A 24,390-nucleotide genomic window follows, 5' to 3' on the forward strand; every position below is an offset into this window, starting at 1 on the left:
AGGGGTATGTAAATAGTGAAAGTGATTATCCAGCGTTGCAGCAGCGCTAAAGTTACGGTGGACAACGACATTATCGGCCAAATCGGTCAAGGACTTATGCTTCTTGTGGGTGTTACTCATGAAGATGAGGAGAAAGATGCAGATTATTTGGCTGAGAAGATTGCGGGTCTGCGTATTTTTGAAGATGAATCCGGTAAAATGAATCACAGTGTTCTTGATGTACAAGGGGCTATTTTATCGGTATCCCAATTTACGCTATACGCAGATACACGCAAAGGAAAAAGACCAAACTTTATGGCTGCCGCGAAGCCAGATGTAGCTGAACCATTGTATGAATACTTTAACGAGCAGTTAAGAAAAAAAGGGCTGCGAGTGGAGACCGGGAAGTTTGGAGCCATGATGGATGTGTCGCTCACAAACGATGGCCCTGTTACCTTGATCCTTGAAAGTAAAGTGTGAGAATGCTTTGGAAGTTTGTTTAAGAAAAGACCCTGACTAATAATAAAAGGACCCGGACATAATAGGAGATATAACCGAAATGATCCGTCAAAAAGAAGGTGCTTTTATTATGCGTCAATCTTTTAAACAAGCGAACATGAGTTACTCATCTTTACTTCTGCCGAGTAGTGTTTCGGAAGCGATGCACCTTGCCAGGCAGGCATCGAGCAATCTACCGGCTATTTTTGAAACAAGACAATTGGATAAACCGGCAAGGGAAAATATGCCTCGCCCATAAAAGTTATTGCGATCCTCCTGATTGGCTGATTAATCTCAGTCAAACAAGGGGGATCGCTTTTTTTGATGCATCGTTATGAAGAGAACAATATCAAGTATTTTTACCTTTTATGTTATAAACACCCCATAGCAGGGTAATTACATCTCGAGGCATATTAGCCAGAAAGGAGACGATATCGATGAGTAAAATCGCATTTTTATTAGCAGACCAATTTGAGGATTCCGAGATGAAGGTACCTTACGATGAGGTGAAAAAAGCAGGACACGAAGTCGTTATTGTCGGACTTGAAGCAGGTAAGACAGTTAAAGGGAAACAAGAGAAAGCAGAATATAAAGTTGACAAAGCAATTGCAGATGTTAAAGCAAGTGACTTTGATGGTGTAGTTATTCCAGGCGGTTCTTCTCCAGAAGCCCTGCGTGGCAATGAAGACATATTGAATTTTGTAAAAGAAGTAAATAAATCAAAAAAACCAATCGCAGCGATCTGCCATGGTCCACAAATTTTAGCGAGTGCGGAGCTGTTGTCCGGTCGGACGATTACTTCCTATCCACCGCTGAAAGACGACATGGTTAATGCGGGCTCTACATTCGTGGACAAAGAAGTAGTCGTTGATGGTAACTTCATTACTTCCCGTACACCGGAAGATGAACCAGCATTTGTTCGTGAAATTCTAAAAGCAATATAATTAGATATGTCACTTTACCTGGATACATCACTTTAAAGGAGGGTTTGTCATGTCAAAGAGGATACAAGCATATTTTAGAACGGAAAATGAGGCAGAAGGGGCAAGAACTTCACTACAGGTCTATGCGACAGAACAGCTTGAGGTGGGTGAATTAGAGTCCGGAGTAGGAAGGGAAAAACATATCCTGCTCCCCTTCGTACCGAATAACGGAGGTTCGGGCACTGCAAGTGGAACTGGAGGAGTTGGGGTAGCAGGTACAGGATCAGCTCAAGGGGTTCCCATAGTACCTGTTATTACAAATGATGATCGTGGGGAAGTGGCTTCTGCTGATATTAACGGCAACCGGGAAGGCGGTATTCTAAATGCGGAGGATGTATCATCAGCGGATCATGACGACCTCCGATATGTACTTTCTTGTAAGGTGAAAGATGATGAATATAATGATGTGGTGAACAAAATTCGTCAGAACGGCGGTTTTGTAGAAACATTTGAATAACTAATAATGAGTAAAAACAAGAGCTTTTCCCCAGGGGGAAGGGCTCTTGTTTTGTTATGATATGTATAGGACTCGACAAAATAATTAAAGCGTTTTCATATTTGTAACATACTTGTAATATAAACAACATCTTTCGTTAATATCGGCTGTTTATAATAACAGCATGACCCCCTTTTTTAATATATTTTACTTTTAACCTACAAACCGTTTTTGTAGGTTTTTTTCTGTCTTTTTTTATTTGGTCTGCACAATCAGGTCATTTGAAATGGATATCTCTCACCTGTTGTGTAAATTTATGATGTGAAATGCTTGACTTTGATGTATGGGTTCATTACAATCGAACAATAATAGATAATATAAATGATTCGATGACAGGACCAAGTACTCCGTGCCCCACATGCCTAGAGATGAATCCCTTTGGCTGGAAGGATTCTCATGATGACCGGACGAATGACTTCCTCGAGAACGAGTGGCGAAAGAAATATGGAATCCTAGATGGGTTCGTATATGTATGAGTAGCCATTACGCGCTGACGAGCGTTACACGTTGAAGCGAATGAATGGCTAGTTTTTTTCATGCCTGTATAAAGGGTGTGTGCTAGTTCATCTTTCGAAATGTGGGTGGTACCACGGTAGATTCTTGCGATTCAGCAATCTCTCGTCCCTGTTTCAGTAATGAAACAGTGCGGGAGATTTTTTTGTTGTATAAAGATTGATTAGGATATAGTGGAGGGATGAAAATGGCTTTTCAAAAACCGACAGGAACTCAGGATTTGTTACCAGGTGTCGTAGAAAAGTGGCAGTATGTCGAAGAGAAAGCAAGAGATCTCTGCAGACGGTTTAACTACCGCGAAATTCGTACTCCTATTTTTGAACAAACGAACTTGTTTGAACGCGGAGTAGGAGAAACAACGGATATTGTAGAGAAAGAAATGTACACGTTCCGGGATAAAGGGGATCGCAGTATGACACTTCGCCCCGAAGGAACAGCGGGTGTCGTTCGTTCTTATGTAGAGAACAAGTTGTATGGAGAACCGGATGTAACCAAATTGTATTACACCGGACCTATGTTCCGTTATGAGCGTCCACAAGCGGGCCGCCAGCGTCAATTTCACCAGTTTGGTGTTGAGGTGTTCGGAGCTGTAGATCCTGCAATTGATGCTGAGGTTATTGCGCTTGGATATCAGTTCTGTCGTGAACTTGGACTTCAGGGCGTTAGCGTAGAGCTAAACTCTGTAGGGAATGCAGAGAGCCGTGCTGCGTACCGTGAGACTTTGCTTAGCTTCCTTAATCCAATGAAAGATACCTTGTGTAAGGATTGTCAATCTCGGATGGAGCGTAACCCGCTTCGTGTGCTGGATTGCAAAGTGGATCAGGATAAATTTACAGATGCACCTTCTATTTTAGATAGTCTTAGTGAAGAGGAAATGACTCATTTCAAAAAAGTGCAACAATTCTTGGATGAAATCGAGATTCCATATACACTCAATCACCGTTTAGTAAGAGGTTTAGATTATTACACTATGACGGCGTTTGAACTCAAAGCCGAAGGAATTGGGGCAATTGATACCATTGGCGGAGGCGGACGATATAACGGTCTTGTGGCTGGTATAGGAGGTCCAGATCAGCCAGGTATTGGTTTTGGTATCGGACTGGAAAGAATCTTACTTATCCTTGATAAACAGGGAGTAGATTTGCAGGCGGTCAAACCACTTGATGTTTATTTTGTAGCTTTAGGTGAGGCTGCCGAACATGAAGTAGGAAAACAAATCTTTAAACTGCGTCAAGCAGGTTTCAGTGCAGAACGAGATTATTTGGGACGTAAAATGAAAGCTCAAATGAAATCTGCCGATCGCTTAAAAGCACGTTATACTGCAATTCTTGGTGATGACGAACTTGAGCGTGGAGAAATTGCGATCAAGTCGATGGAAAACGGTGAGCAACAAGTTGTAAAACTAACAGATATCGAATCCGTATTACGTTAGAAGTTACAACAACTTAATATACAGCTCTATGCGAAGCAGAGCAGAACACGCCGAAGGCTAAGGGTCTAAATCACCTGCCTTTACTGCTCCAAGCGAAGCAGAGCAGAACACGCCGAAGGCTAAGGGTCTAGATCACTTGCCTTTACTGCTCTAAGCGAAGCAGAGCAGAACACGCCGAAGGCTAAAGGTCTAGATCACTTGCCCTTACTGCTCTAAGCGAAGCAGAGCAGAGCAGAACACGCCGAAGGCTAAGGGTCTAAATCACTTGCCTTTACTGCTCTAAGCGAAGCAGAGTAGAGTACGCCGAAGGCTAAGGGTCCAGATCACTTGCCCTTACTGCTCTAAGCGAAGCAGAGCAAATCACGCCGAAGGCTAAGGGCCTAAGTCACTTGCCTTTACTGCCCCAAGCGAAGCAGGACAGAATACGCCGAAGGCTAAAGGTCTGGCTCTACGCCCTTACTGCTCCAAGCGAAGCGGAGTAGAACACGCCGAAGGCTACAAGGGTTTAAACTCTTTAGATCTTATCGGCTTCGAGCGAAGCTAAGCAGTATATCCGCCGAAGGCGTATTAGCGCATGGAAGCTGCGACGGCGTATTTGCAAAGCAAGTACGCAAGGCAAGCAGCGACTCCTTCCGCAAACGTAAGTTTTTTCTACCATCCACTACCTGAGATCAGTTCGCTAGTTCCGGGTGTCCAGAGGGCAGCGCCCTCTGGGGTCCTCCCTGTCAGGGAGGATTTAGGTGGGTGCATTATAACTATAAGGGAGCAATCACAAATGAAAAGAAGTCATTATTGCGGTACGCTTACGACCGAACATATTGGACAAACCGTTACACTGAACGGATGGGTACAAACTCGCCGTGACTTGGGAGGCGTCCTTTTTATTGACCTGCGTGACCGCAGTGGTATTGTACAGGTTGTATTTAACCCGGCATATTCTGGTGAAGCGCTGAGTATCGCAGATCGCGTTCGTTCCGAGTATGTTATTGCAGTATCAGGAACCGTAGTGAAACGTGACGAAGAAACAGTTAATGCAAACTTGCCGACTGGGCAAATTGAAGTGCAAATCACAGAAATCGAAGTACTGAATGCAGCAAAAACACCTCCATTCTTCATTGAAGATGGGATTGAAGTTGATGAATCTCTGCGACTAAAATATCGCTATATGGACTTGCGTCGTCCTGAAATGCAAAAAACGCTTAAACTGCGTTCAAAAGCAGCGAAAGTATTCCGTGACTTCCTAGACACGCAAGACTTTGTTGAAGTAGAAACACCAATCCTGACGAAAAGTTCACCAGAAGGTGCGCGTGACTATTTGGTACCAAGCCGTGTACATGATGGAGAGTTCTTCGCTCTTCCACAATCTCCACAAATCTACAAACAGCTGTTAATGGTGAGCGGACTTGAGCGTTACTACCAAATCGCTCGTTGTTTCCGTGACGAAGATCTTCGTGCGGACCGTCAACCTGAATTTACACAAGTCGATATCGAAACTTCCTTCTTACAACAGGATGATTTGCTCCCAATGATGGAAGAATTGATGGTTAAATTGTTCCGTGAAACAAAAGGAATTGAACTGGAAACTCCTTTCCAGCGTATTACTTATGCGGATGCAATCGGAAAATACGGTTCAGATAAACCAGATCTTCGTTTCGGTCTAGAACTTGTAGAGATGAATGATATTGTGTCCACAAGCGGTGTGAAAGTATTTGCTTCTGTTATTGAAAAAGGCGGAGAAGTAAAATGCTTGAACGCGAAAGGTTGCGGAACTTGGACGCGTAAAGAGATCGATGAACTTGGACCTTATGCAGCTCGTTATGGAGCTAAAGGACTAGCATGGATTCAAGTAAAAGAAGGGGAATTTAAAGGACCAATCGTGAAATTCATGTCCCCTGAAGAAATTGAAGCGATTAGAGAACGTACAGGCGCAGAAGATGGAGACCTGCTGTTATTCTCTGCGGATAACAAAAAAGTCGTAGCGGATGTACTTGGTGCGCTTCGTTTGAAAATTGGCCGCGACTTAGGTCTGATTGACGAAAACAAATTTAAGTTTGCTTGGGTCGTAGACTTCCCTCTCCTTGGATATGATGAGGATGAAAAACGTTATGTAGCGGAACACCATCCGTTCACACGTCCAAAAGATGAAGACCTTCACCTGTTCGACACAGATCCAGGTCAGATTCGCGCTCAAGCTTATGACCTTGTACTGAATGGTTATGAAGTGGGCGGCGGTTCAATGCGTATTTACAAACGTGACATCCAAGAGAAAATGTTTAACGCAATTGGTTTGTCTCCAGAAGAAGCAAATGATAAGTTTGGATATCTGATGGAAGCATTTGAATATGGTACACCACCACACGGCGGGATTGCATTTGGATTTGACCGTTTGGTTATGCTTCTTGCAGGGCGCACAAACTTGCGTGAAACGATTGCTTTCCCGAAAACAGCAAGCGCAACAGATCTGCTCATGAATGCACCTTCCGAAGTGGATGCGAAACAGCTCGAACAACTTCATATCCGAGTGGCACGTAAAGTCAAAGCAGAAAAGAATTAAGTAAGGGGGACAAAAAGTCACCATGCTACATCAATTTTCTAGAACGGAACTTGCCATCGGAGCAGAAGGCCTCGACAAACTGAAGAACAGCACAGTAGCTGTTCTTGGAATCGGGGGCGTAGGCTCTATGGCAGTCGAAGCACTGGCAAGATCGGGAGTTGGACGGATTATTCTAATCGATAAAGATGTCGTGGATATTACGAATATTAATCGTCAAATTCACGCGCTGACAACAACGATCGGTCAGAAAAAGGCGGATCTAATGGTAGATCGGGTAAAACTCATCAATCCAGAATGTGATGCAATTGCACTAAATATGTTCTACACGGACGAAACATATGAAGAACTTTTTAAATACGATCTGGATTATGTCCTGGATGCGTCCGATACGATTATTTACAAAATCCATCTGATTAAAGAATGCCGTAAGAGAGGCATTCCGATGATCTCTAGTATGGGCGCAGCGAATAAAATGGATCCAACCAAGTTTGAGATTGCAGATATTTCTAAAACATCAATGGATCCTATCGCAAGAGTAATACGCAATAAGCTTCGTAAAGAGGAAGGGATTAAAAAAGGAGTTAAAGTCGTTTTCTCTACGGAACAACCAATGAAGCCACGTCAAGATGTGACTGAAAAGATTGTTCCTGAAAATGCACCTGAAATCCGTAAAGCAAAACAGCCTCCGGCAAGCAATGCTTATGTCCCTCCTGTAGTTGGACTTATTATGGTCAGTGAAGCCATTCGTGATCTACTCGCTGACATTTCTGTGTAATGTAAGAGAACTATGTACAAACTAGATTTATCCGCGTGAACACTTAACGCTTGGTGTTCACGCTTTTCTATGTCTATAGGTGAATGTGGGAAAGGAAAGAGGAACATAAACATGAAACAAAATGGCTGGGCTCGTTCTCTGGGATTGAGGCAGGAGGATGAAGTAAAGAAAGAAATAGGCGCGGGAGTCATCTCGTATTTTGCCATTGTGTATATTGTGATGGTTAATGCTTCTATTCTGGCGGATGCGGGAATGCCGCTGCAGGCAGCAATGGTAGGTACGCTTCTGACTTCCATTGCAGGATGTTTACTGATGGCTTTTATCGGTAAATCACCTATTATTGTCGTTCCGGGTATGGGGATTAATGCGTTTTTTACGTATACGCTTGTTCACTCTATGAATTTGAGCTGGCAAGAAGCGCTTGCTGTAGTTACCGTAACTGGGATCTTGTTTGCCGTGGTTGCTTTTACGAGTCTATATAAAGTGATCAGTGAGGCAATACCGCACAATCTGCAACATGGAATTACAGTAGGGATTGGACTCTTCCTTACGTTTATCGGGCTACAGAAGAGCGGGATCGTGGTTGCACATCAAACGACATTTGTTACGATCGGACATTTTGATGACCCAGGAGTGCTGACTGCCTGTATAACTTTACTGCTCGCGTTTGTTCTATTTGTTCGAAATGTGCCTGGAGGTCTACTAATTAGTATGGTATCGGGAACGGCCCTTGCTTATCTGCTCGGAGCTGCGGAACTTCCTGCACAAATGATGTCGGCGGCAGAACCTCTTCAGCAATATGGCCAGCTCTTCGCTGAGTTGTCATTTGGAGGACTTGTACAGTTATCTTTTTGGATTGCTGTATTTTTACTATTGCTTATTGTCGTCTTCGAGAACATTGGACTGATTGCATCTCACACGAGTATTATTGGCCGGCCTGAAACATTCCCTGGGAGTCTGCGTGCTCTTTCCATTACGAATGTGGTTGCCGGTATTTTTGGAACAAGTCCTGTCGTAGCTGCTGCGGAAACAACGGCAGGCATCGCTGCTGGGGGAAGAACCGGACTGACATCGTTTACGACTGCCATACTTTTCTGTGCGACATTTTTCTTCATTCCTGTTCTTACGTTGATTCCCGATAGTGCAATTGCTCCAATTCTAATTGTGATCGGTGGACTTATGGTACAGAGCGTAAAAGATATAAATTTTTCCGAATACACGGAAGCTTTTCCGGCATTTTTAATTATGGTGATGATTCCGTTCACATACAGTATTGTAGATGGGATGGCTTTCGGCTTTATTGCATACCCCGTAGCGAAAATCGCTGCTGGAAAAGCAAAAGAAGTACCTAAAGTCATGTATGGAATTGCGGCTCTGTTTTTACTCAACTTTATTATTTATGCACTCTTGTGAATCAATTTCATAACTTAAATAAGCTGTAAAATGGATAATAAGGAAGCTTCGCCTTAAGTGGCAAGGCTTCTTTCTTTATGCATTTAGGGGCAGGAAAACAAAATAGCTTTTTTCCATCAATTGTGTTATATTGATACTCCTTTTGCGGTACGGATAAACGTCCGAATGCAAATACAATTCTTAGGAGGTAACTGAACATGGAGGAAACGTTTCAAAGTGCCTATCAAGAAGAAGAACAGAGGCTGAAAAACACAATGAAGGAAGTAGACCGGCAGCTCGCTAAGTTTAAGTCTATACCTGTGTATACAGGGCATGACTTTACAGAGCAAGTGCTTGAAGCAGGCCGAGAAGAGCGCCGTCAGCGTCTTTCCAAAATTGTAAAAGAGCCCTATTTCGGACGTCTTGATTTTGAAGAACAAGGCACAAACAAGATGAAGCCGCTGTACATTGGCAAGGTTGGTGTAGATCGGGAAGATTATACAGACCAGCCGCTCGTAATCGATTGGCGTGCCCCTATAGCAAGTCTTTTTTATTCCTTTACGGGGGGAGAAGGGCCTGCAGAGTATGAATCTCCAGAAGGGATCATAGAAGGACTTGTATATCTAAAACGAAATATCGTCATAAGACAACAAATTTTAGAACGTGTGGCAGATACCTATAATCGGGATAGTGATCAGCCGGCTGTATCGGATGAGTTTCTCGTTTACCGACTAGGTGAGAATAAAGATAATAAACTGCGTGACATTGTATCTACGATTCAGGCTGAACAGGACCGGATCATTCGGGCAGCACGGAATACAGCGCTGATCATACAAGGGGTTGCGGGAAGTGGTAAGACTACCGTTGCTTTGCACAGACTTGCTTTTTTACTGTATCAGTATAAAGAACAAGTATCGGCAGATAAGATGATTATATTTGCACCCAATAATATGTTCCTTGATTATATTTCTAATGTATTGCCTGAACTGGGTGTCGGGGATATTCAGCAAAGTACATTTTCGGACTGGGCTCTTCAGGTGCTAAACCTTGATTTACGGCTTGCAGATACGACAGAGACACTGGATTATTGGTTTGAAAGAGAAGGAGAGCTACCTGAGATTACAGATGAAGTTCCAGGTAGGTTTAAGGGTTCAATGAAGTTCATGGACATCTTGCGTAGCTGTATAGAGCAGATGGAGATGACCTCGGTTCCTGATATGGATTTCTCTCCATGGGATGGGAAGGTGCTGCCGCGTGCAGAGATTATCAAATGGTTTGAAGAGGAATATAAACCTTATCCCCTTGCCAAGCGAAAAGAACGGGTGATGGCCCGTATCCACCGCTGGATCGAGATGGAACTGAAGAAAGCCCCTTCTGCAGCAGTGCAGAAAGAGAGAAAGAAAAAAGCATCAGCAAGAGAAAAAGCATACGCAAATAAATGGCCCAAATATGAGCCGCTTACTTTGTATAAACATATATTTAAGGTAGCTAAAGGCGGAAGTGTCATTCCGGACGAAATTCGGAAGCAGATTCCACAATCGGTATTGAAATCGACGGCAGCTGATCTCAAGCAAAATGTGGTGCGAGAAGAGGACCTTCCTGCATTGGTTTACTTACACGTACTCGTCAATGAAATTTCTGGCGAACAGCGTTTTGATCATGTTGTTATCGATGAAGCACAAGATTTCTCGCCGTTTCAGATCGCATTATTGGATCTGTTTGTGAAGGGCCATTCGTTTACGATTCTTGGTGATTTGTCACAAGGAATTCATGCGTACCGGGGAGTTCACCGTTGGGAAGAGATAAGCCAGCTTTTTGCCGAAGAACATAATGATTACTTTGCGCTTACTCGAAGTTACCGATCTACAATGGAGATTATTGAGTTTGCGAATACGATTCTCGAAAAAGGGGTACAAAGCGGCATTACAGCGGTTCCCGTGTTCCGGAGCGGTGACGGGGTCAGACTTATCGATTATGGAGAGGATTCAAGAAAGAACGCTCTTCAAAAGGCAATGCAGCATCTAATCGATAAGGAGTACAGAACGGTTTCCATTGTGACTCGTACCCTTCATGAAGCAAGGGAATTATACGAGGAGCTGAAAAGCTCTGGAGTAGAAGTGAATTTAATTGATGATGGGAAAAAGCAGTACGAGGGCGGTTACTCTGTATTACCTGTGTATTTATCAAAAGGGCTTGAATTTGACGCTGTGATTGTAGCTGATGCCGATCAGGATCACTATGGAAACAGCTCCTGGGATGCGAAACTACTGTATGTAGGATGTACCCGTGCACTCCACGAGTTGTGGCTTATGAATGGTAGTGAGCGTCCCGTTTATGTGGAGCAAGAAGCCAAAGAAGTGGTAACACACGGCTGGCCAAGCGAATAAGCTGCTTCATGCCTGGATTGGATGTCTCTAATAAAAAAAGCTGGAGGGAAAATCATAATCTCATTTATGAGAGCTATGCATCGCCCTCAGCTTTTTTGTTTTAGAGCTAAAGTTGAAATGTTTTTTAGTCATTTTACTCGTCCTCTCGTGATTCTTGAAGTGGGGGCAGTATAGCTTGATGCTTTTTACGTTGTAGCTCCCGATGGTTAAAATAGAGCCGAATAAGATTCACGAACCATATTACAATGAAGTAGGAGTGGAGTAATATGGTGAATATGATATCAGTAATAATGTGTTCTTGTGACTTTGATCCAAGTTCTCTCAACAAGGGTATCGAGTCATGATAGATGACTGTAGAATAAATTTGTATAGCACTTGTTGCTAATCCAAAAATGGATATGACTAAATTTAGCCAAAAATTCCTCATCTCAGACGCAACCATCTGAACTGTCAAAACATCGTTTTTTTGGTCACGGTATTTTCTCATAAAGTAAATAGATAAAAGAGTAACAGTTATTACAAAACAGACACTATATTCTAACAAGAGGATTTCTTTATCATAGTGGTAAGATAGAAAAAAACGACCTAATAGAATGATATTAATGGATAGGGCTGTAGTGATGGGATAATATTTTGAAATTTGCATAAACCAATCCCTCATTTACTTTGTTTGGATTAACTAATATTACCATATAAAAAAGGGTTTCATGCCGCTGAACTGGAATGTTAAAAAATAAGTTTGATATGGAGGTGTTCTCATGAGATGTGGCGCCAAAAGGTATGTCGTTATTACAGAAGCAGGCGGTCAAACGAAGGAAACGATTGTAAAAGCTAGAACTGCCATAGAAGCAAGAAAAGTGATTCGTAAACAATATGGACCTTCGGTTCCCATTCAGAATGTATATGTATTGCCAGAAGAACAAGTTCAAGAAGGCAGTATGTTATCATAGAAGATAGAGGAAGATAGGGTGTTAAGCTCTTAAGTAAGTAAAGGAAGTGAATGCATCATGGATTTATTCTCGTTTAGTCAGGACTCAGAGCCGAAAGCAAGGCTTCTTGCTGACCGGATGCGGCCACAGAACTTAGATGAATATATTGGTCAGGAACATATCGTAGGACCTGGGAAGCTGCTTAGACGAGCAATTGAAGCAGACCAGGTATCTTCCATTCTTCTGTATGGACCGCCTGGCTGCGGAAAAACAACACTTGCACACATTATTTCACATCATACAAAGGGACATTTCGTTCGTCTTAATGCGGTTGATGCAACGGTTAAAGATGTTCGCGAAGTGATAGAACAAGCCCAGAATAATAAAGCAATGTATGGAACGAAGACGATCTTGTTTTTGGATGAAGTCCACCGTTTTAACAGCTCAAGGCAGGATGCACTCCTACCTGCAGTTGAGAAAGGAACGATTATTTTTATCGGGGCAACAACGGAGAATCCTTTTCACTATGTAAATGGGGCCCTCCTCAGCCGCTCGACTTTGTTCCAGCTGGAATCTTTAACGAAGGAACATTCTTTGGAAGCGATGAAAAGAGCGCTAAAGGATCCCGAAAAAGGGCTTGGATTCATGGATCTTGCAGCCGATGATGAAGCTCTTCTTCACATTGCGACGATGGCGAATGGGGATATTCGAAGAGCACTCAATGCTCTTGAACTGGCGGCACTCACTACGCCTCCCCAGCAGGACGGAACGGTGCATATTACGCTTGCGGTAGCGGAGGAATCGATACGCCGACCGATTGTAAAAGCGGACGAGTCAACCCAGTATGACGTTTTATCTGCCTTTCATAAAAGCATCCGCGGATCAAGTGATGCCGCCTTATTCTGGTTTTTATATGCAGTAGAGAAACTTGGTATGGACCCGATGGTGTTTATTCGCAGACTGATTGCGGCAAGCAGTGAAGATATTGGACTTGCTAGTCCAAATGCAATGGTACAGGCTGTTGCTGCACTGGATGCCTACCGAAATAACGGCTGGCCCGAAGCGAAACTGAATATTGCGCAGGCTATACTGTTTGCTGTGGAAAGTCCAAAATCTAACCGAGTATATACGGCCATATCAAGCGCGATGAATGCAATTGAGGACCTGAAGTCAGCCGATGTTCCTTTGCACCTGAGAGATGGTCATTACAAAGGTTCAATCAAGCTCGGTCATGTCGGATATCAATATCCGCATAATTTTCCAGGTCATTATGTGGAGCAGCAATATTTGCCTAATGAAATCAGCAATTACGTTTTCTATGAAGCATCGGAACAAGGGAATGAAGCGAAGATTAAAGTTAATCAAGACCGTAGACGTATACGCAATCAAGGACGTTGAATAGAATTATGAATAGGACGGGCGTAAGGATATTTTTGTTTTGGTTCTAGCCCTAGCAATGTGTATAGAGGAGAAATTTGGAGTTATGAGAGAGCTGATATATGTAGGAGCAGGTGGGTTTCTGGGCACGGTTCTTAGGTATGGAGTTCAGTTGTGGCTGGAACCTGCATCTGCTAATTTTCCACTAGCGGTGCTGATGATCAATCTAGCAGGGTGTTTTTTTCTAGGGTGGTTTTTCACCATAACCCCTGTGAAATGGCGAATTCCTGCTGAATGGAGATTACTTATCGGTACGGGCTTTACGGGTGCCTTTACAACCTTTTCTACTTTCTCGATAGATAGTATTCAGCTGCTCCAAGATCGTCAAGTAGTGCTGGCAGTAAGCTATATTTTGCTCAGTGTCGTTATTGGGCTGCTCATGAGCTTCCTCGGTATAAAAATAGGGGAACGGATGAGTTTAAGCCGCTTAGCCAAGGAGAATAGTTTATGATTTGGTTAGCAGGATTGGGCGGGATTGCTGGAGCTATTATGAGGTACACGCTGGGACGTTACATTATGAAAAGGGCAGGCGGTCAATCACCGCATCCATTTCCTCTGGGAACGTGGGTTATTAATATTAGCGGATCCTTCTTGCTCGGTTTATTGTTCGGTCTATCAAAAGCAGAGCTATTAACCTCTTTATGGTGGGCCTTACTTGGCGTTGGATTTTGCGGAGCGTATACCACGTTCTCCACATTTGGATATGAAACGATGCAGCTGATCACTGCAAATAAGTTACGCAAAGCTTGCTTGTATGTGATCAGTTCCGTTACGTTAGGACTTATTGCTGCCTGGTTCGGAATTTGGGTTGTCGGCATCTTCATTCATAAGGGATAGGATTTTCCAAGGAGGAACAGATGAAGCATAAGGCATGGTTGTCAGGTGTAATGGTATTATCCGTTTTATTGTCGGGATGTGGAAACGGAGAAGCAGGGACAAAAACAGTCTCAACGACTCAGAATACTAATGTGGATTCAAATCAGGAACATAGCGGTCATCATCATAGTGTCTCAGCAAACGGAGATATTCAGGAGAGGACAGACTCGCAAAAAGATCTTCCTGCTTTTCTTGATGGACAATCAGAAGAAATGCGTAACATTTATCTACTGTCTGCTCAGTATGCAGATGTACTGGAATTTATCCCTTGTTATTGCGGTTGTGGCGAAAGCGCGGGGCATAAAAGTAACTTGAACTGTTTTATTAAGGAGATAGAAGAAGACGGAGCCGTTGTATGGGACGACCATGGTACAAGATGTAATGTTTGTCTTGATATCGCTGTTTCTTCAGCAAAAATGGCGCATGAAGGGAGTTCTCTCCTTGAAATTCGTGAGGCAATGGAGGCAACCTATAAGGAAGGGTATGCGAAACCAACGCCAACTTCGATCCCGGAAGTATGATATTTATCATAAATGAAAAATGATTCTTCATTTAGGCAGGAAAAAAGCCATCCTTCATGGTAATACATGAAGGATGGCTTTTATTTTAGAATTCTGTTTTATGCGAGAATGTTAGACTCGTATGGTACTTTTTCAACTTTATCGATCGTTCCGCCTCCAAGACAAACATCACCATCATAGAAAACAACGGCTTGTCCCGGGGTAATCGCTTTTTGCTGTTGATCAAAAGCAACATGAACTGTACCGTCTTCACGCCATGTCAGAGTAACACCTTGATCAGGCTGACGATATCTGAATTTGGCAGTGCAATGGAATGGTTCCTTCGGTGTTTGATCGCTGCCAGCAATCCAGTTCACATCTGTCGCGATGAGTCCTGTTGAATACAGACTAGGATGCTGATCACCTTGAACGACGTAAAGAATGTTCTTCTCAAGATCTTTGTCAGCTACAAACCAAGGTTGTCCGTTACCGGAACCACCGATACCCAGACCTTGACGTTGTCCGAGGGTGTAGTACATGAGTCCGTCGTGACGGCCTTTTACTTCACCACTTTCGATATCAACCATGTCACCTGATTTTGCTGGCAAATAACCAGAAAGGAATTCTTTGAAATTGCGTTCACCTATAAAGCATACGCCTGTACTGTCTTTTTTCTTAGCAGTATATAAACCTGCCTGCTCCGCTAAGCGGCGAACTTCCGGCTTAGGAAGGTGCCCGATAGGGAACATCGCTTTTGAAAGCTGTTCTTGACTGAGGGCATTAAGGAAGTAGGTTTGGTCCTTGTTATTGTCTACACCGCGAAGAAGTGTGTATTTCCCATCTTCTTGAATGAGTCTTGCATAATGTCCTGTTGCCACATAATCTGCGCCAAGATCAAGCGCTTTGTTAAGGAACTCTCCAAACTTGATCTCGCGGTTGCACATGACATCAGGATTCGGTGTCCGTCCGGACTTATATTCATCGAGGAAATAGGAAAATACTTTATCAAAATATTCCTTCTCGAAGTTAACTGTATAATAAGGGATATCCAGTTGTTCACAGACGCGGCGGACATCTTCCGCATCATCTTCTGCCGTGCAGTGTCCGAATTCATCGGTGTCGTCCCAGTTTTTCATGAAAATACCGATGACGTCGTAACCCTGCTCTTTGAGTAGCAGTGCTGTGACGGAGGAATCAACGCCTCCCGACATGCCGACGATGACGCGGGTGTTTTTGTTGTCGTTAGACATCGTCATCACCATCTTTAATTAGAATGTTTTTACGCGTTTTATTGTAACACATTCGTGGTTAACTTACGATAGAATGGAAAAGTTGTGTTTATGTCCTTCCAGGACGGACATTTTTACTATTATCGTCAAGGTTTATTTTCCATATTCACCGTTCTTATGTTACCATTATCAAAGGGTTATGATCGGAATAGAGTGGATTGGTTAAATATAGAAAAAGACAAAGAGACTTTTACTGATATAACAAACAAATGACTATAAATTAATGAGGTGTACCTACTTTGAAAATATCAACCAAAGGCCGTTATGGATTAACAATTATGATGGAACTCTCTGGTCGTTTTGGCGAAGGGCCGACTTCACTGAAGAGTATTGCAGAGAAAAATCAACTTTCAGAACATTATCTAGAGCAACTCATAGCTCCTCTTCGTAATGCGGGACTCGTAAAAAGTATTCGTGGTGCGTACGGCGGATATATTTTAGCTCGTGAACCTTACACGATTACAGCAGGAGATGTAATACGCGTACTTGAAGGACCGATTTCACCTGTTGATTTCACGGAAGAAGATGATCCAGCTAAACGTGATTTATGGATCCGCATCCGCAACAGCATTGCAGATGTGCTCGATTCGACTACGTTACAAGATCTGATATCTTATAAAGAGAAATCTGACGCGGATAACTATATGTTCTATATTTAATGCGGGGTGAAGTGAAAGTGAATATCTACTTGGATCATGCTGCATCTACTCCTGTGCATCCAGAAGTTGCCACTGCAATGTTTGAGGTAATGACTGGACAGTTCGGTAACGCATCAAGCGTGCACGCTTTCGGGCGTGCCGCAAAGCGTTCCGTAAGTGAAGCTAGGGATAAGATGGCGGCTTATTTGGGCTCTTCTCCGGACGAACTTGTGTTTACTTCCGGGGGGACAGAAAGTGATAATTTAGCCATTTTTGGTACAGCAGCTGCTGCGCTGGATAAAGGCAAGCATATTATTACGAGTCAAATCGAGCATCATGCTGTGCTTCATGCCCTTGCATCACTTGAGAAGCAAGGATATGAAGTTACTTATCTCCCTGTTGACTCTTATGGAATGATCGACATTGCTGACGTAGAGGCAGCAATCAGACCAGATACGGTTTTAATTAGCATCATGTATGTTAATAATGAAGTAGGTACGGTCCAAAACATTGAGGAGATTGGCAAGATTGCAAAAGCTCACGACATTCCTTTTCATGTGGATGCCGTTCAAGCACTCGGATCTATTCCAATACATTTGCATCAGCTGCCTGTAGATTTGATGAGTTTTTCCGCTCACAAAATCAACGGACCTCAAGGGATTGGACTGTTGTATGTTCGTAAAGGAATGAAGCTTGAGCCAATGGCCCATGGCGGGCTACAGGAACGCAAGCGTCGTGCGGGTACAGAAAATATGGCAGGGATCGCCGGTTTCGCTAAAGCAATGGAACTCCTGGAGAAGACGATGGGGGAACGGATGCTTCAGGATGCAGCGCTGCGCCAATTTTTTATTGAAGAGCTACAAAAAGAAGCAGGAGAAAATGCGGTCGTTGTAAACGGACACCCACAGCAAACGGTATCACATATTGTGAATGTCAGTTTTCCAGAAGTGAAAACAGAAACGATGCTGATGAATTTGGATGTGGAAGGTATTGCTGCGGCAAGCGGCTCAGCCTGTACATCTGGTTCTCTTGAACGCTCTCATGTCCTTGAAGCTATGAATTTGCCAAAAGAAGTTATGGATTCAGCGATTCGATTTAGCTTTGGTTTGGGTAATAGTAAAAATGATTTGGAATATACGGCAAAAAAAGTTGGAACCATTCTGAAACGCTTGCGTAAAAGAGCGTAAGGGTTTCCTTGTATAGGGACAGAGGAGGGATTATGCGTCTGTTGTCACCAGCCGAATGAAAGAGTTGTTAATCTTAATATGGTTTCTTGTGCATACTAAGGTGAACATACTGTTTCATAATTGACTTTAGGTGATGGAAGGGATAATCCTGTCATGAAACTTCAAGAAATGATTGGACTTGCCGTATTTGATATCGAAGAAGGTAAGAAGATCGGCAAAATATGCGATTTTACTCTAACAACAGATTGGCAACTCACCGGAATTGAATTGGATGGAAGAGGTTTTTTTTCTAAACAAGTCAAAACGGTGTCTTGGGAAGACATCCTTGCTTATGGCAACGATGCTGTGATGATTCGAAACAAACAGGCTGTCCGTAAAACGGATGCTGACAACATAAAATATAATTATTTAAAAGGACATCATAAACTCAGGGATATGACGGTGATAACGCAGGAAGGTCTGCAACTCGGACGGATTACCGATGTTTATTTTGACCAAAAAATGGGGAAAAATATACTAGGACTCGAAATCAGTGATGGATTTGTAATGGATCTGATGGAAGGTCGAAAATGGTTGCCTCGCACGGATGAAATGAAGATAGGTGAACATACAGTCGTAGTTCCTACGGCAAGCGAGCAGCATTTAGTAGATGCTATTCATTCTGTAAACGGATAGGTGGAAATGTAATGAAATGTCCAAATTGTAATTCAAAAGATATAGGTAAAATTGGTTCTCATCAATTCTATTGTTGGGGATGCTTTATAGAACTTAATGTAAATGGAGAAAAAATGTCGGTGTATCAAGTCGAAGAAGACGGTACACTGAGTTCGCTTGACGATCTTTTCTTTGGAGAAGAGATCGTTCAGGAGTACCCTGGAATGCATATAGCTCCTTAACCTTTGTTAATAACTTCCTCTATAAACGGTCTGGCACACTTTTGTCGTAGTCGTATATATGACTTGGTTGTGGTTTAGTAGTTCTGTTTAGAGGTAGGTAAGGTACATAGGAGGATGAAGACTCCAATTAATACAATTGTTTTTTATATAGAAACACTTGCGCAGCTTGAGATGACTTTCGAGCGGTACAAGTGTTTTTGTATTTTTACAGTTGATACAAGCAGATTTCACCTCGATCTTCAGGGTTAATTTATCCACTCACTACATATACTTACAAGGATAAGCCTGTCCGAGGAGGAATCTTGATGTGGAACATCTAACGAAAAACAAGCTGTTCCGTTACGGACTGCTCGTGCTGCTGGCCCTCGTCATTCTATATTTTGTGTGGCTGCTGCGTCCTATGCTGCTGGGGATTTACGGTTTTTTGAAAGCCATATTTGCCCCTTTTCTAGTGGCATTAATTATTTCATATGTTCTGAATCCGATTGTATCTATGCTTGGGGGACGTAAAGTTCCGCGTACCGTCGCTGTGCTGCTCATTTACGCTGTATTTCTGACATCTTTGGCTGTCATTTTGATGAATGTCATACCGATGTTTATAGAACAATTGGAGCAACTGAATGAACATTTGCCTGAGCTGAATATGCATGCTCAAAGCTTGCTGAATAATATGAACAGTAATCTCATTCCACCAGGCGTTCGTGTGGGAATCAATGGCTGGATGTATCAGATGGAGAATAAGCTGGCTTCCGGCATTTCTGTCTTTATGGATAATATCGGGGCTACCATCAGCACCATTTTCAATATTTTCATCGTACCTTTCTTAATCTTTTATATGCTTAAAGATTTTGATGTGATGGAAAAAGCCGTTGTTTCTTATTTACCCCGGACCCAGCGGAAATCGATTGTTATGCTTCTCAAAGAGATTGATACTGCACTTGGAAATTATATAAGAGGACAATTTCTGGTGTGTATTATTGTGGGTGTGTTTGCCTATATTGGATATATGGTGATTGGTATGCCTTATGCACTTATTCTAGCAAGTATGGTGAGTGTGTTTAACATTGTCCCTTATTTGGGACCGTTTCTTGGGGCAGCACCTGCCGTAGTGATGGCTTCAACCATATCGGTAAAAATGTTGATTTTCGTCATTGTCGTAAATACACTATGCCAAATTCTCGAAAGTAATGTGATCTCTCCTCAGGTTGTGGGGAGAACGCTTCATTTACATCCACTGACCATTATTTTTGCTCTGCTCGTAGGGGGAGAACTTGCAGGAATTGTGGGGTTAATTCTGGCTGTTCCAGTCTTTGCAGTGTTAAAAGTGGTTTGCCAGCATTTCTTTTTGTACTATATCAAGCGTAAAACCATTGAGTAGCGAGGGAACCAAGGGGACTAAAAATAGAGCTTATTTATTCTTAGATATGCCCCCTGCAAAAAGTCCTTGATAGGATGAGTAAAGATCCTTATGGGGCTTCGCCTGCTTGCATTGACACCATTCTGCTCTAAAGATATAATCGGTTATATATGTATATCGTAAAATACAGTGATGAAATCAAGTACGTCAGGGTGTTTCTACAGAGAATGGACTCCTACTATCTAAGGTACATAAGTACTCTATGGATAGCAGGCTGGAAGAGTCCTGAAATGAAGCGGCGGAAAGCTAATTTCGGAGTGCGGTTAAAAGCCGCCGGATGACCTCCGTTATCGGGTTCTAACAAGGCGATCGCCGGTTTTACTCTTTTGCTTAGGACATGCTTATGCATGCTTTTGCAATAGAATGTAATGGCGATAACCAGGGTGGTACCGCGAACTTCTCGTCCCTGATTTATTCAGGGGCGTTTTTTTGTTTTTTATATGGGAAGTTCCGCTCGCTTTTATGAATCTGTTACTCCTGTTTTTTTACTGTAGGGAGTAACCTTTTCAATCTTTATATTTTTTAGCCAGGGAATATGTTTCCGCTATCCCTAGCGTAATGACCAGCATGTTTGAAGAAGCGAAGCGTTCGTATTTGGTTCTGATATGATTAAAGTAGGAACCAAACTAGATCTGAGATTTCAGAAACAACGACGATCGGAAAACAAGCTGGGCGTGAAGCGGCTTAAATAAGCGGACAGATCATATTTACGGCTAATCCAATATACAATTTAAACCGGAGGTTATGACCATGAAGGCAAGTGAAATCCGTTCCAAATGGATCGAGTTTTTCAAAACCAAAAATCATAAAATTGAACCGAGTGCATCGCTTGTACCTCATAACGATCCCTCACTATTATGGATCAATGCAGGTATGGCGCCGCTTAAGCCTTACTTTGACGGCCGTGTAAAACCGGAGAATCCGCGTATTGCTAACTCTCAAAAATGTATTCGTACCAACGATATCGAAAATGTAGGGAAAACACGCAGACACCATACTTTCTTTGAGATGCTGGGGAACTTCTCCATTGGCGATTATTTCAAAGAAGAAGCAGTAACGTGGGCTTGGGAGTTTTTGACTGATAAAAAATGGATCGGATTTGATCCGGAGCGTTTGTCCGTTACGGTGTACCCAGAAGACGAAGAGGCTTTCAAACTGTGGAATGAAAAAATTGGTCTGCCTGCAGAACGCATCATTAAATTAGAAGAGAATTTTTGGGATATCGGTGAAGGTCCTTGTGGTCCTTGTACAGAAATTTTCTATGACCGCGGAGAAGCGTATGGCAATGATCCTGAAGATCCAGAACTGTATCCTGGCGGAGAAAACGAACGTTACCTTGAAGTATGGAATCTGGTATTCTCCCAGTTTAACCATAACAAAGATGGCAGTTACACGCCGCTTCCAAACAAGAACATTGATACAGGTGCTGGACTAGAGCGCTTTGCATCTATTTTGCAAAACGTAGATTCTAACTTTGATACGGATCTATTCCAGCCCACTATTCAGCGTACAGCAGAACTAGCTGGTGTGAAATATAACGACAGTGTAGAAATAGATGTAGCTCTGAAAGTCATCGCTGACCATGTTCGTACCGTTGCTTTTGCTGTTGGTGATGGGGTACTTCCTTCTAATGAAGGCCGTGGATATGTTATCCGCCGATTGCTGCGCCGTGCAGTACGTTACGGAAAAGTACTTGGACTCGATCGTCCATTCATGTATGAGCTGACACAGCAGGTTGCTGATGTAATGGGCGTCTATTACCCAGAGGTTGTAGAAAAACGCGAATTCATCGCGAAAGTAATTAAAACAGAAGAAGAACGCTTCCATGAAACGCTAAGCGATGGTCTTGCTATTCTCGCTGATATCAGCGGACAAGCAAAAGCGAACGGACAAAATGTGATCAGCGGCAGTGATGCTTTCAAATTGTACGATACTTATGGTTTCCCATTTGATCTTACTGAAGATTATGCAGCGGAACATGGACTTACGGTTGACCGCGAAGGTTTTGATAAGGCGATGGAAGAACAACGTAATCGTGCACGTTCAGCACGCCAAGATAACGCTAGTATGAAAATTCAGGGCGGAGCGATCTCGGAGCTTACGGTTAAAAGTGAATTTGTTGGATATAATGACCTCGTGACCGAAGCCAAAGTCGTAGCAATTATTCGTGACGAAGAAATGGTGGATTCCGTAAGCGAAGGCGATACTTGTCAGATCGTTCTAGACCGTACTCCTTTCTATGCCGAAAGCGGCGGTCAAGTAAGTGACGAAGGTATTTTGCGCGGTGAAAGTGTATTTGCTAATGTAAAAGGTCTCTTCAAAGCGCCTCTTGGACAACATGTTCATATGGTAACCATTGATTCTGGGGAACTTCGTGTTGGAGATTCTATCAAGGCTGAAGTAGATAAAACCAGTCGTGAAGCGATTGTAAAAAATCATACAGCAACACATTTGCTGCATAAGGCACTAAAAGAAGTGTTAGGAGATCATGTTAATCAGGCAGGTTCTCTTGTAGAACCAGGACGCTTGCGGTTTGACTTCTCTCACTTTGGCGGAATTACACCAGAAGAACTGGCTGTTATTGAACGTAAAGTAAACGAACAAATCTGGAGACAAATTCCGGTTGTTATCGAATACAAATCCATTGACGAAGTAAAAGCAATGGGTGCTATGGCTCTATTCGGCGAAAAGTACGGTGATATTGTTCGCGTTGTACAGGTGGGTGATTACAGCCTTGAACTGTGCGGAGGTTGTCATGTGAATAATACGTCGGAGATCGGTTTGTTTAAACTTGTTAGTGAAAGCGGAATTGGATCTGGCGTAAGACGTATCGAGGCTTTGACAGGACGCGGTGCATATGAATACATGGAAAGTCAGTTAGATCTTTTGAAACAAGCAGCAGCTTCGCTCAAGTCGAATCTAAATGATGTGCCTAAACGTATTGATGCAATGCATGCTCAAGTCAAGGAACTCACTCGTGAGAATGAATCTCTCCAAGGAAAACTTAGCTCCATTGAAGCAGGACAACTTACGGATAAAGTAGTTCAGCATGGAGATACCAAAGTACTTACAGCTCGCGTTGAAGCAGCGGGAATGGATACACTTCGTACTCTTGCAGATGAGCTTAAAGGGAAATTGCCTGATACGGTGATTGTTCTTGGTGCTGCAGCAGAGGAAAAAGTCAACTTTGTTGTCATTGTCCCACAAGATCAGGTGAAAAAAGGCCTGCATGCCGGTAAAATTGTGAAAGAAGTCGCTGCAGTATGCGGAGGCGGAGGCGGTGGACGCCCTGATATGGCTCAAGCTGGCGGTAAAGATGCGGCTAAACTTGATGAAGCACTTCGTCTTGCTGAACAAATTATTGCGGGATAAGGTTTTATAACGTTTGCAAAAAACAAAATATTCTCACTTTCCTGCTATATTTACAGAGGACAGAATATGTTATTATAGAGAAGAAATCAATTCGGCATATCCAAAATGAATAATTTTGATTTATGCAGAAGCGAGGTGTCGTTATGGACTCCATGGATAAGACAGTTAAATTTAATGTGAAAGGCGATGTGGAAGAAGCTTCTGCACAAGAGATTCTTCTTAAAGTGTATGACTCCCTTCAAGAAAAAGATTACAACCCCATTAATCAAATGGTGGGCTATCTTATTTCCGGGGATCCTGCTTATATCCCGCGCCACAACAATGCAAGAAGTCTGGTCCGCAAAAAAGAACGCGACGAACTGATTGAAGAATTAGTACGTTCTTATCTGGCCAATCACCGATAAGAATAAGGAGAAATGAATGAAGATCTTAGGCTTAGATTATGGCGACCGCAGAATTGGCGTTGCTCTTAGTGACGCCTTTGGCTGGACTGCTCAAGGTTTAGAAGTTATTGAACGGCGCCGCGCAGGGGACGAAATCGTACGAATCACTGAACTTGTCAAAATGAACGAGGTTAGTGAAATCGTCGTCGGGTTACCCAAAAACATGAACGGCACCGTGGGTCCTCGTGGTGAGATCTGCATCGAATTTGCAGAAACGCTACGGGAAACATTGGACTTGCCCGTACACCTATGGGATGAAAGGCTCAGCACCGTTTCGGCGGAGCGAACGCTGGTTGATGCCGACGTAAGCCGAAAGAAGCGTAAAAAGGTTGTGGACAAAATGGCCGCAAGCCTAATATTACAAAATTATTTAGATGCCAAAAGTACAAGGTGAGGG

Annotated in this window: 23 protein-coding genes; 22 read left to right on the forward strand and 1 reads right to left on the reverse strand. The window is 42.9% G+C overall.

What is annotated here, in order from left to right; translation table 11 throughout:
- Positions 1-15 precede the first annotated feature (15 nt).
- The 14 genes from dtd (at position 16) to H9647_RS05135 (ending at position 14,772) form a co-directional block, all read left to right on the forward strand.
- A complete protein-coding gene (dtd, locus tag H9647_RS05070) occupies positions 16-459 on the forward strand; it encodes a D-aminoacyl-tRNA deacylase (protein WP_191798698.1) in 444 nt (147 codons plus the stop codon).
- A 79-nt stretch (positions 460-538) separates the two neighbouring features.
- Positions 539-736: a hypothetical protein gene (locus tag H9647_RS05075; protein WP_191798699.1), complete on the forward strand. Its 198-nt coding sequence runs from the start codon at positions 539-541 to the stop codon at positions 734-736.
- Positions 737-914: 178 nt separating this feature from the next.
- Complete coding sequence (locus H9647_RS05080) at positions 915-1,421, forward strand: type 1 glutamine amidotransferase domain-containing protein (protein WP_191798700.1); 507 nt, start codon at positions 915-917, stop codon at positions 1,419-1,421.
- A 49-nt stretch (positions 1,422-1,470) separates the two neighbouring features.
- The gene (locus H9647_RS05085; protein WP_191798701.1) at positions 1,471-1,917 is read left to right on the forward strand and encodes a hypothetical protein; all 447 of its coding nucleotides are present in this window, start codon (positions 1,471-1,473) and stop codon (positions 1,915-1,917) included.
- Positions 1,918-2,656: 739 nt separating this feature from the next.
- Complete coding sequence (hisS, locus tag H9647_RS05090; RefSeq protein ID WP_191798702.1) at positions 2,657-3,901, forward strand: histidine--tRNA ligase; 1,245 nt, start codon at positions 2,657-2,659, stop codon at positions 3,899-3,901.
- Positions 3,902-4,676: 775 nt separating this feature from the next.
- On the forward strand, positions 4,677-6,455 hold the full coding sequence (aspS, locus tag H9647_RS05095; RefSeq protein WP_191798703.1) for an aspartate--tRNA ligase: 1,779 nt from the start codon (positions 4,677-4,679) through the stop codon (positions 6,453-6,455).
- Between the two features lie 22 nt (positions 6,456-6,477).
- Positions 6,478-7,230: a tRNA threonylcarbamoyladenosine dehydratase gene (locus H9647_RS05100; RefSeq protein ID WP_191798704.1), complete on the forward strand. Its 753-nt coding sequence runs from the start codon at positions 6,478-6,480 to the stop codon at positions 7,228-7,230.
- Between the two features lie 111 nt (positions 7,231-7,341).
- On the forward strand, positions 7,342-8,643 hold the full coding sequence (locus H9647_RS05105; protein ID WP_191798705.1) for an NCS2 family permease: 1,302 nt from the start codon (positions 7,342-7,344) through the stop codon (positions 8,641-8,643).
- Positions 8,644-8,840: 197 nt separating this feature from the next.
- The gene (locus H9647_RS05110; protein ID WP_191798706.1) at positions 8,841-11,009 is read left to right on the forward strand and encodes a HelD family protein; all 2,169 of its coding nucleotides are present in this window, start codon (positions 8,841-8,843) and stop codon (positions 11,007-11,009) included.
- Between the two features lie 758 nt (positions 11,010-11,767).
- Complete coding sequence (locus H9647_RS05115) at positions 11,768-11,959, forward strand: hypothetical protein (RefSeq protein WP_160034426.1); 192 nt, start codon at positions 11,768-11,770, stop codon at positions 11,957-11,959.
- A gap of 57 nt (positions 11,960-12,016) precedes the next feature.
- Complete coding sequence (locus tag H9647_RS05120) at positions 12,017-13,336, forward strand: replication-associated recombination protein A (protein ID WP_191798707.1); 1,320 nt, start codon at positions 12,017-12,019, stop codon at positions 13,334-13,336.
- Positions 13,337-13,421: 85 nt separating this feature from the next.
- Complete coding sequence (gene crcB / locus H9647_RS05125) at positions 13,422-13,826, forward strand: fluoride efflux transporter CrcB (RefSeq protein ID WP_191798708.1); 405 nt, start codon at positions 13,422-13,424, stop codon at positions 13,824-13,826.
- The gene (gene crcB / locus H9647_RS05130) at positions 13,823-14,212 is read left to right on the forward strand and encodes a fluoride efflux transporter CrcB (RefSeq protein WP_191798709.1); all 390 of its coding nucleotides are present in this window, start codon (positions 13,823-13,825) and stop codon (positions 14,210-14,212) included. The genes crcB (H9647_RS05125) and crcB (H9647_RS05130) overlap by 4 nt, the downstream gene beginning before the upstream one ends.
- A 20-nt stretch (positions 14,213-14,232) precedes the next feature.
- Positions 14,233-14,772 (forward strand): PCYCGC motif-containing (lipo)protein, encoded by a 540-nt coding sequence (locus H9647_RS05135; protein WP_191798710.1) that lies wholly within the window; start codon positions 14,233-14,235, stop codon positions 14,770-14,772.
- Between the two features lie 98 nt (positions 14,773-14,870).
- Here H9647_RS05135 and mnmA read toward each other — a convergent pair whose 3' ends face one another.
- On the reverse strand, positions 14,871-16,001 hold the full coding sequence (gene mnmA, locus H9647_RS05140) for a tRNA 2-thiouridine(34) synthase MnmA (RefSeq protein WP_404822584.1): 1,131 nt from the start codon (positions 15,999-16,001) through the stop codon (positions 14,871-14,873).
- Between the two features lie 278 nt (positions 16,002-16,279).
- On the opposite strand from mnmA, the gene cymR reads away from it, so the two are divergent.
- The 8 genes from cymR to ruvX all read left to right on the forward strand — a co-directional run bounded on the left by cymR (position 16,280) and on the right by ruvX (position 24,387).
- Positions 16,280-16,699, forward strand: a complete 420-nt coding sequence (gene cymR, locus H9647_RS05145; protein WP_191798711.1) for a cysteine metabolism transcriptional regulator CymR — start codon at positions 16,280-16,282, stop codon at positions 16,697-16,699.
- On the forward strand, positions 16,699-17,865 hold the full coding sequence (locus tag H9647_RS05150) for a cysteine desulfurase family protein (RefSeq protein ID WP_191798712.1): 1,167 nt from the start codon (positions 16,699-16,701) through the stop codon (positions 17,863-17,865). Before cymR ends, H9647_RS05150 begins: the two co-directional genes overlap by 1 nt.
- Before the next feature lie 153 nt (positions 17,866-18,018).
- The gene (locus tag H9647_RS05155) at positions 18,019-18,540 is read left to right on the forward strand and encodes a PRC-barrel domain-containing protein (protein ID WP_191798713.1); all 522 of its coding nucleotides are present in this window, start codon (positions 18,019-18,021) and stop codon (positions 18,538-18,540) included.
- 11 nt (positions 18,541-18,551) lie between these two features.
- The gene (locus H9647_RS05160) at positions 18,552-18,761 is read left to right on the forward strand and encodes a hypothetical protein (protein WP_191798714.1); all 210 of its coding nucleotides are present in this window, start codon (positions 18,552-18,554) and stop codon (positions 18,759-18,761) included.
- A 307-nt stretch (positions 18,762-19,068) separates the two neighbouring features.
- Complete coding sequence (locus tag H9647_RS05165) at positions 19,069-20,139, forward strand: AI-2E family transporter (RefSeq protein ID WP_191798715.1); 1,071 nt, start codon at positions 19,069-19,071, stop codon at positions 20,137-20,139.
- A gap of 789 nt (positions 20,140-20,928) precedes the next feature.
- Entirely contained in the window at positions 20,929-23,550 is a 2,622-nt protein-coding gene (gene alaS, locus H9647_RS05170; protein ID WP_191798716.1) for an alanine--tRNA ligase, read from the forward strand.
- Positions 23,551-23,693: 143 nt separating this feature from the next.
- The gene (locus tag H9647_RS05175) at positions 23,694-23,954 is read left to right on the forward strand and encodes an IreB family regulatory phosphoprotein (protein ID WP_160034448.1); all 261 of its coding nucleotides are present in this window, start codon (positions 23,694-23,696) and stop codon (positions 23,952-23,954) included.
- A 16-nt stretch (positions 23,955-23,970) separates the two neighbouring features.
- Positions 23,971-24,387 (forward strand): Holliday junction resolvase RuvX, encoded by a 417-nt coding sequence (gene ruvX, locus H9647_RS05180; protein ID WP_191798717.1) that lies wholly within the window; start codon positions 23,971-23,973, stop codon positions 24,385-24,387.
- The last annotated feature ends 3 nt before the right edge of the window (positions 24,388-24,390 follow it).

The organism is Paenibacillus gallinarum (assembly GCF_014836635.1).
In the GTDB taxonomy this organism is placed as follows: Bacteria; Bacillota; Bacilli; order Paenibacillales; family Paenibacillaceae; genus Paenibacillus; species Paenibacillus gallinarum.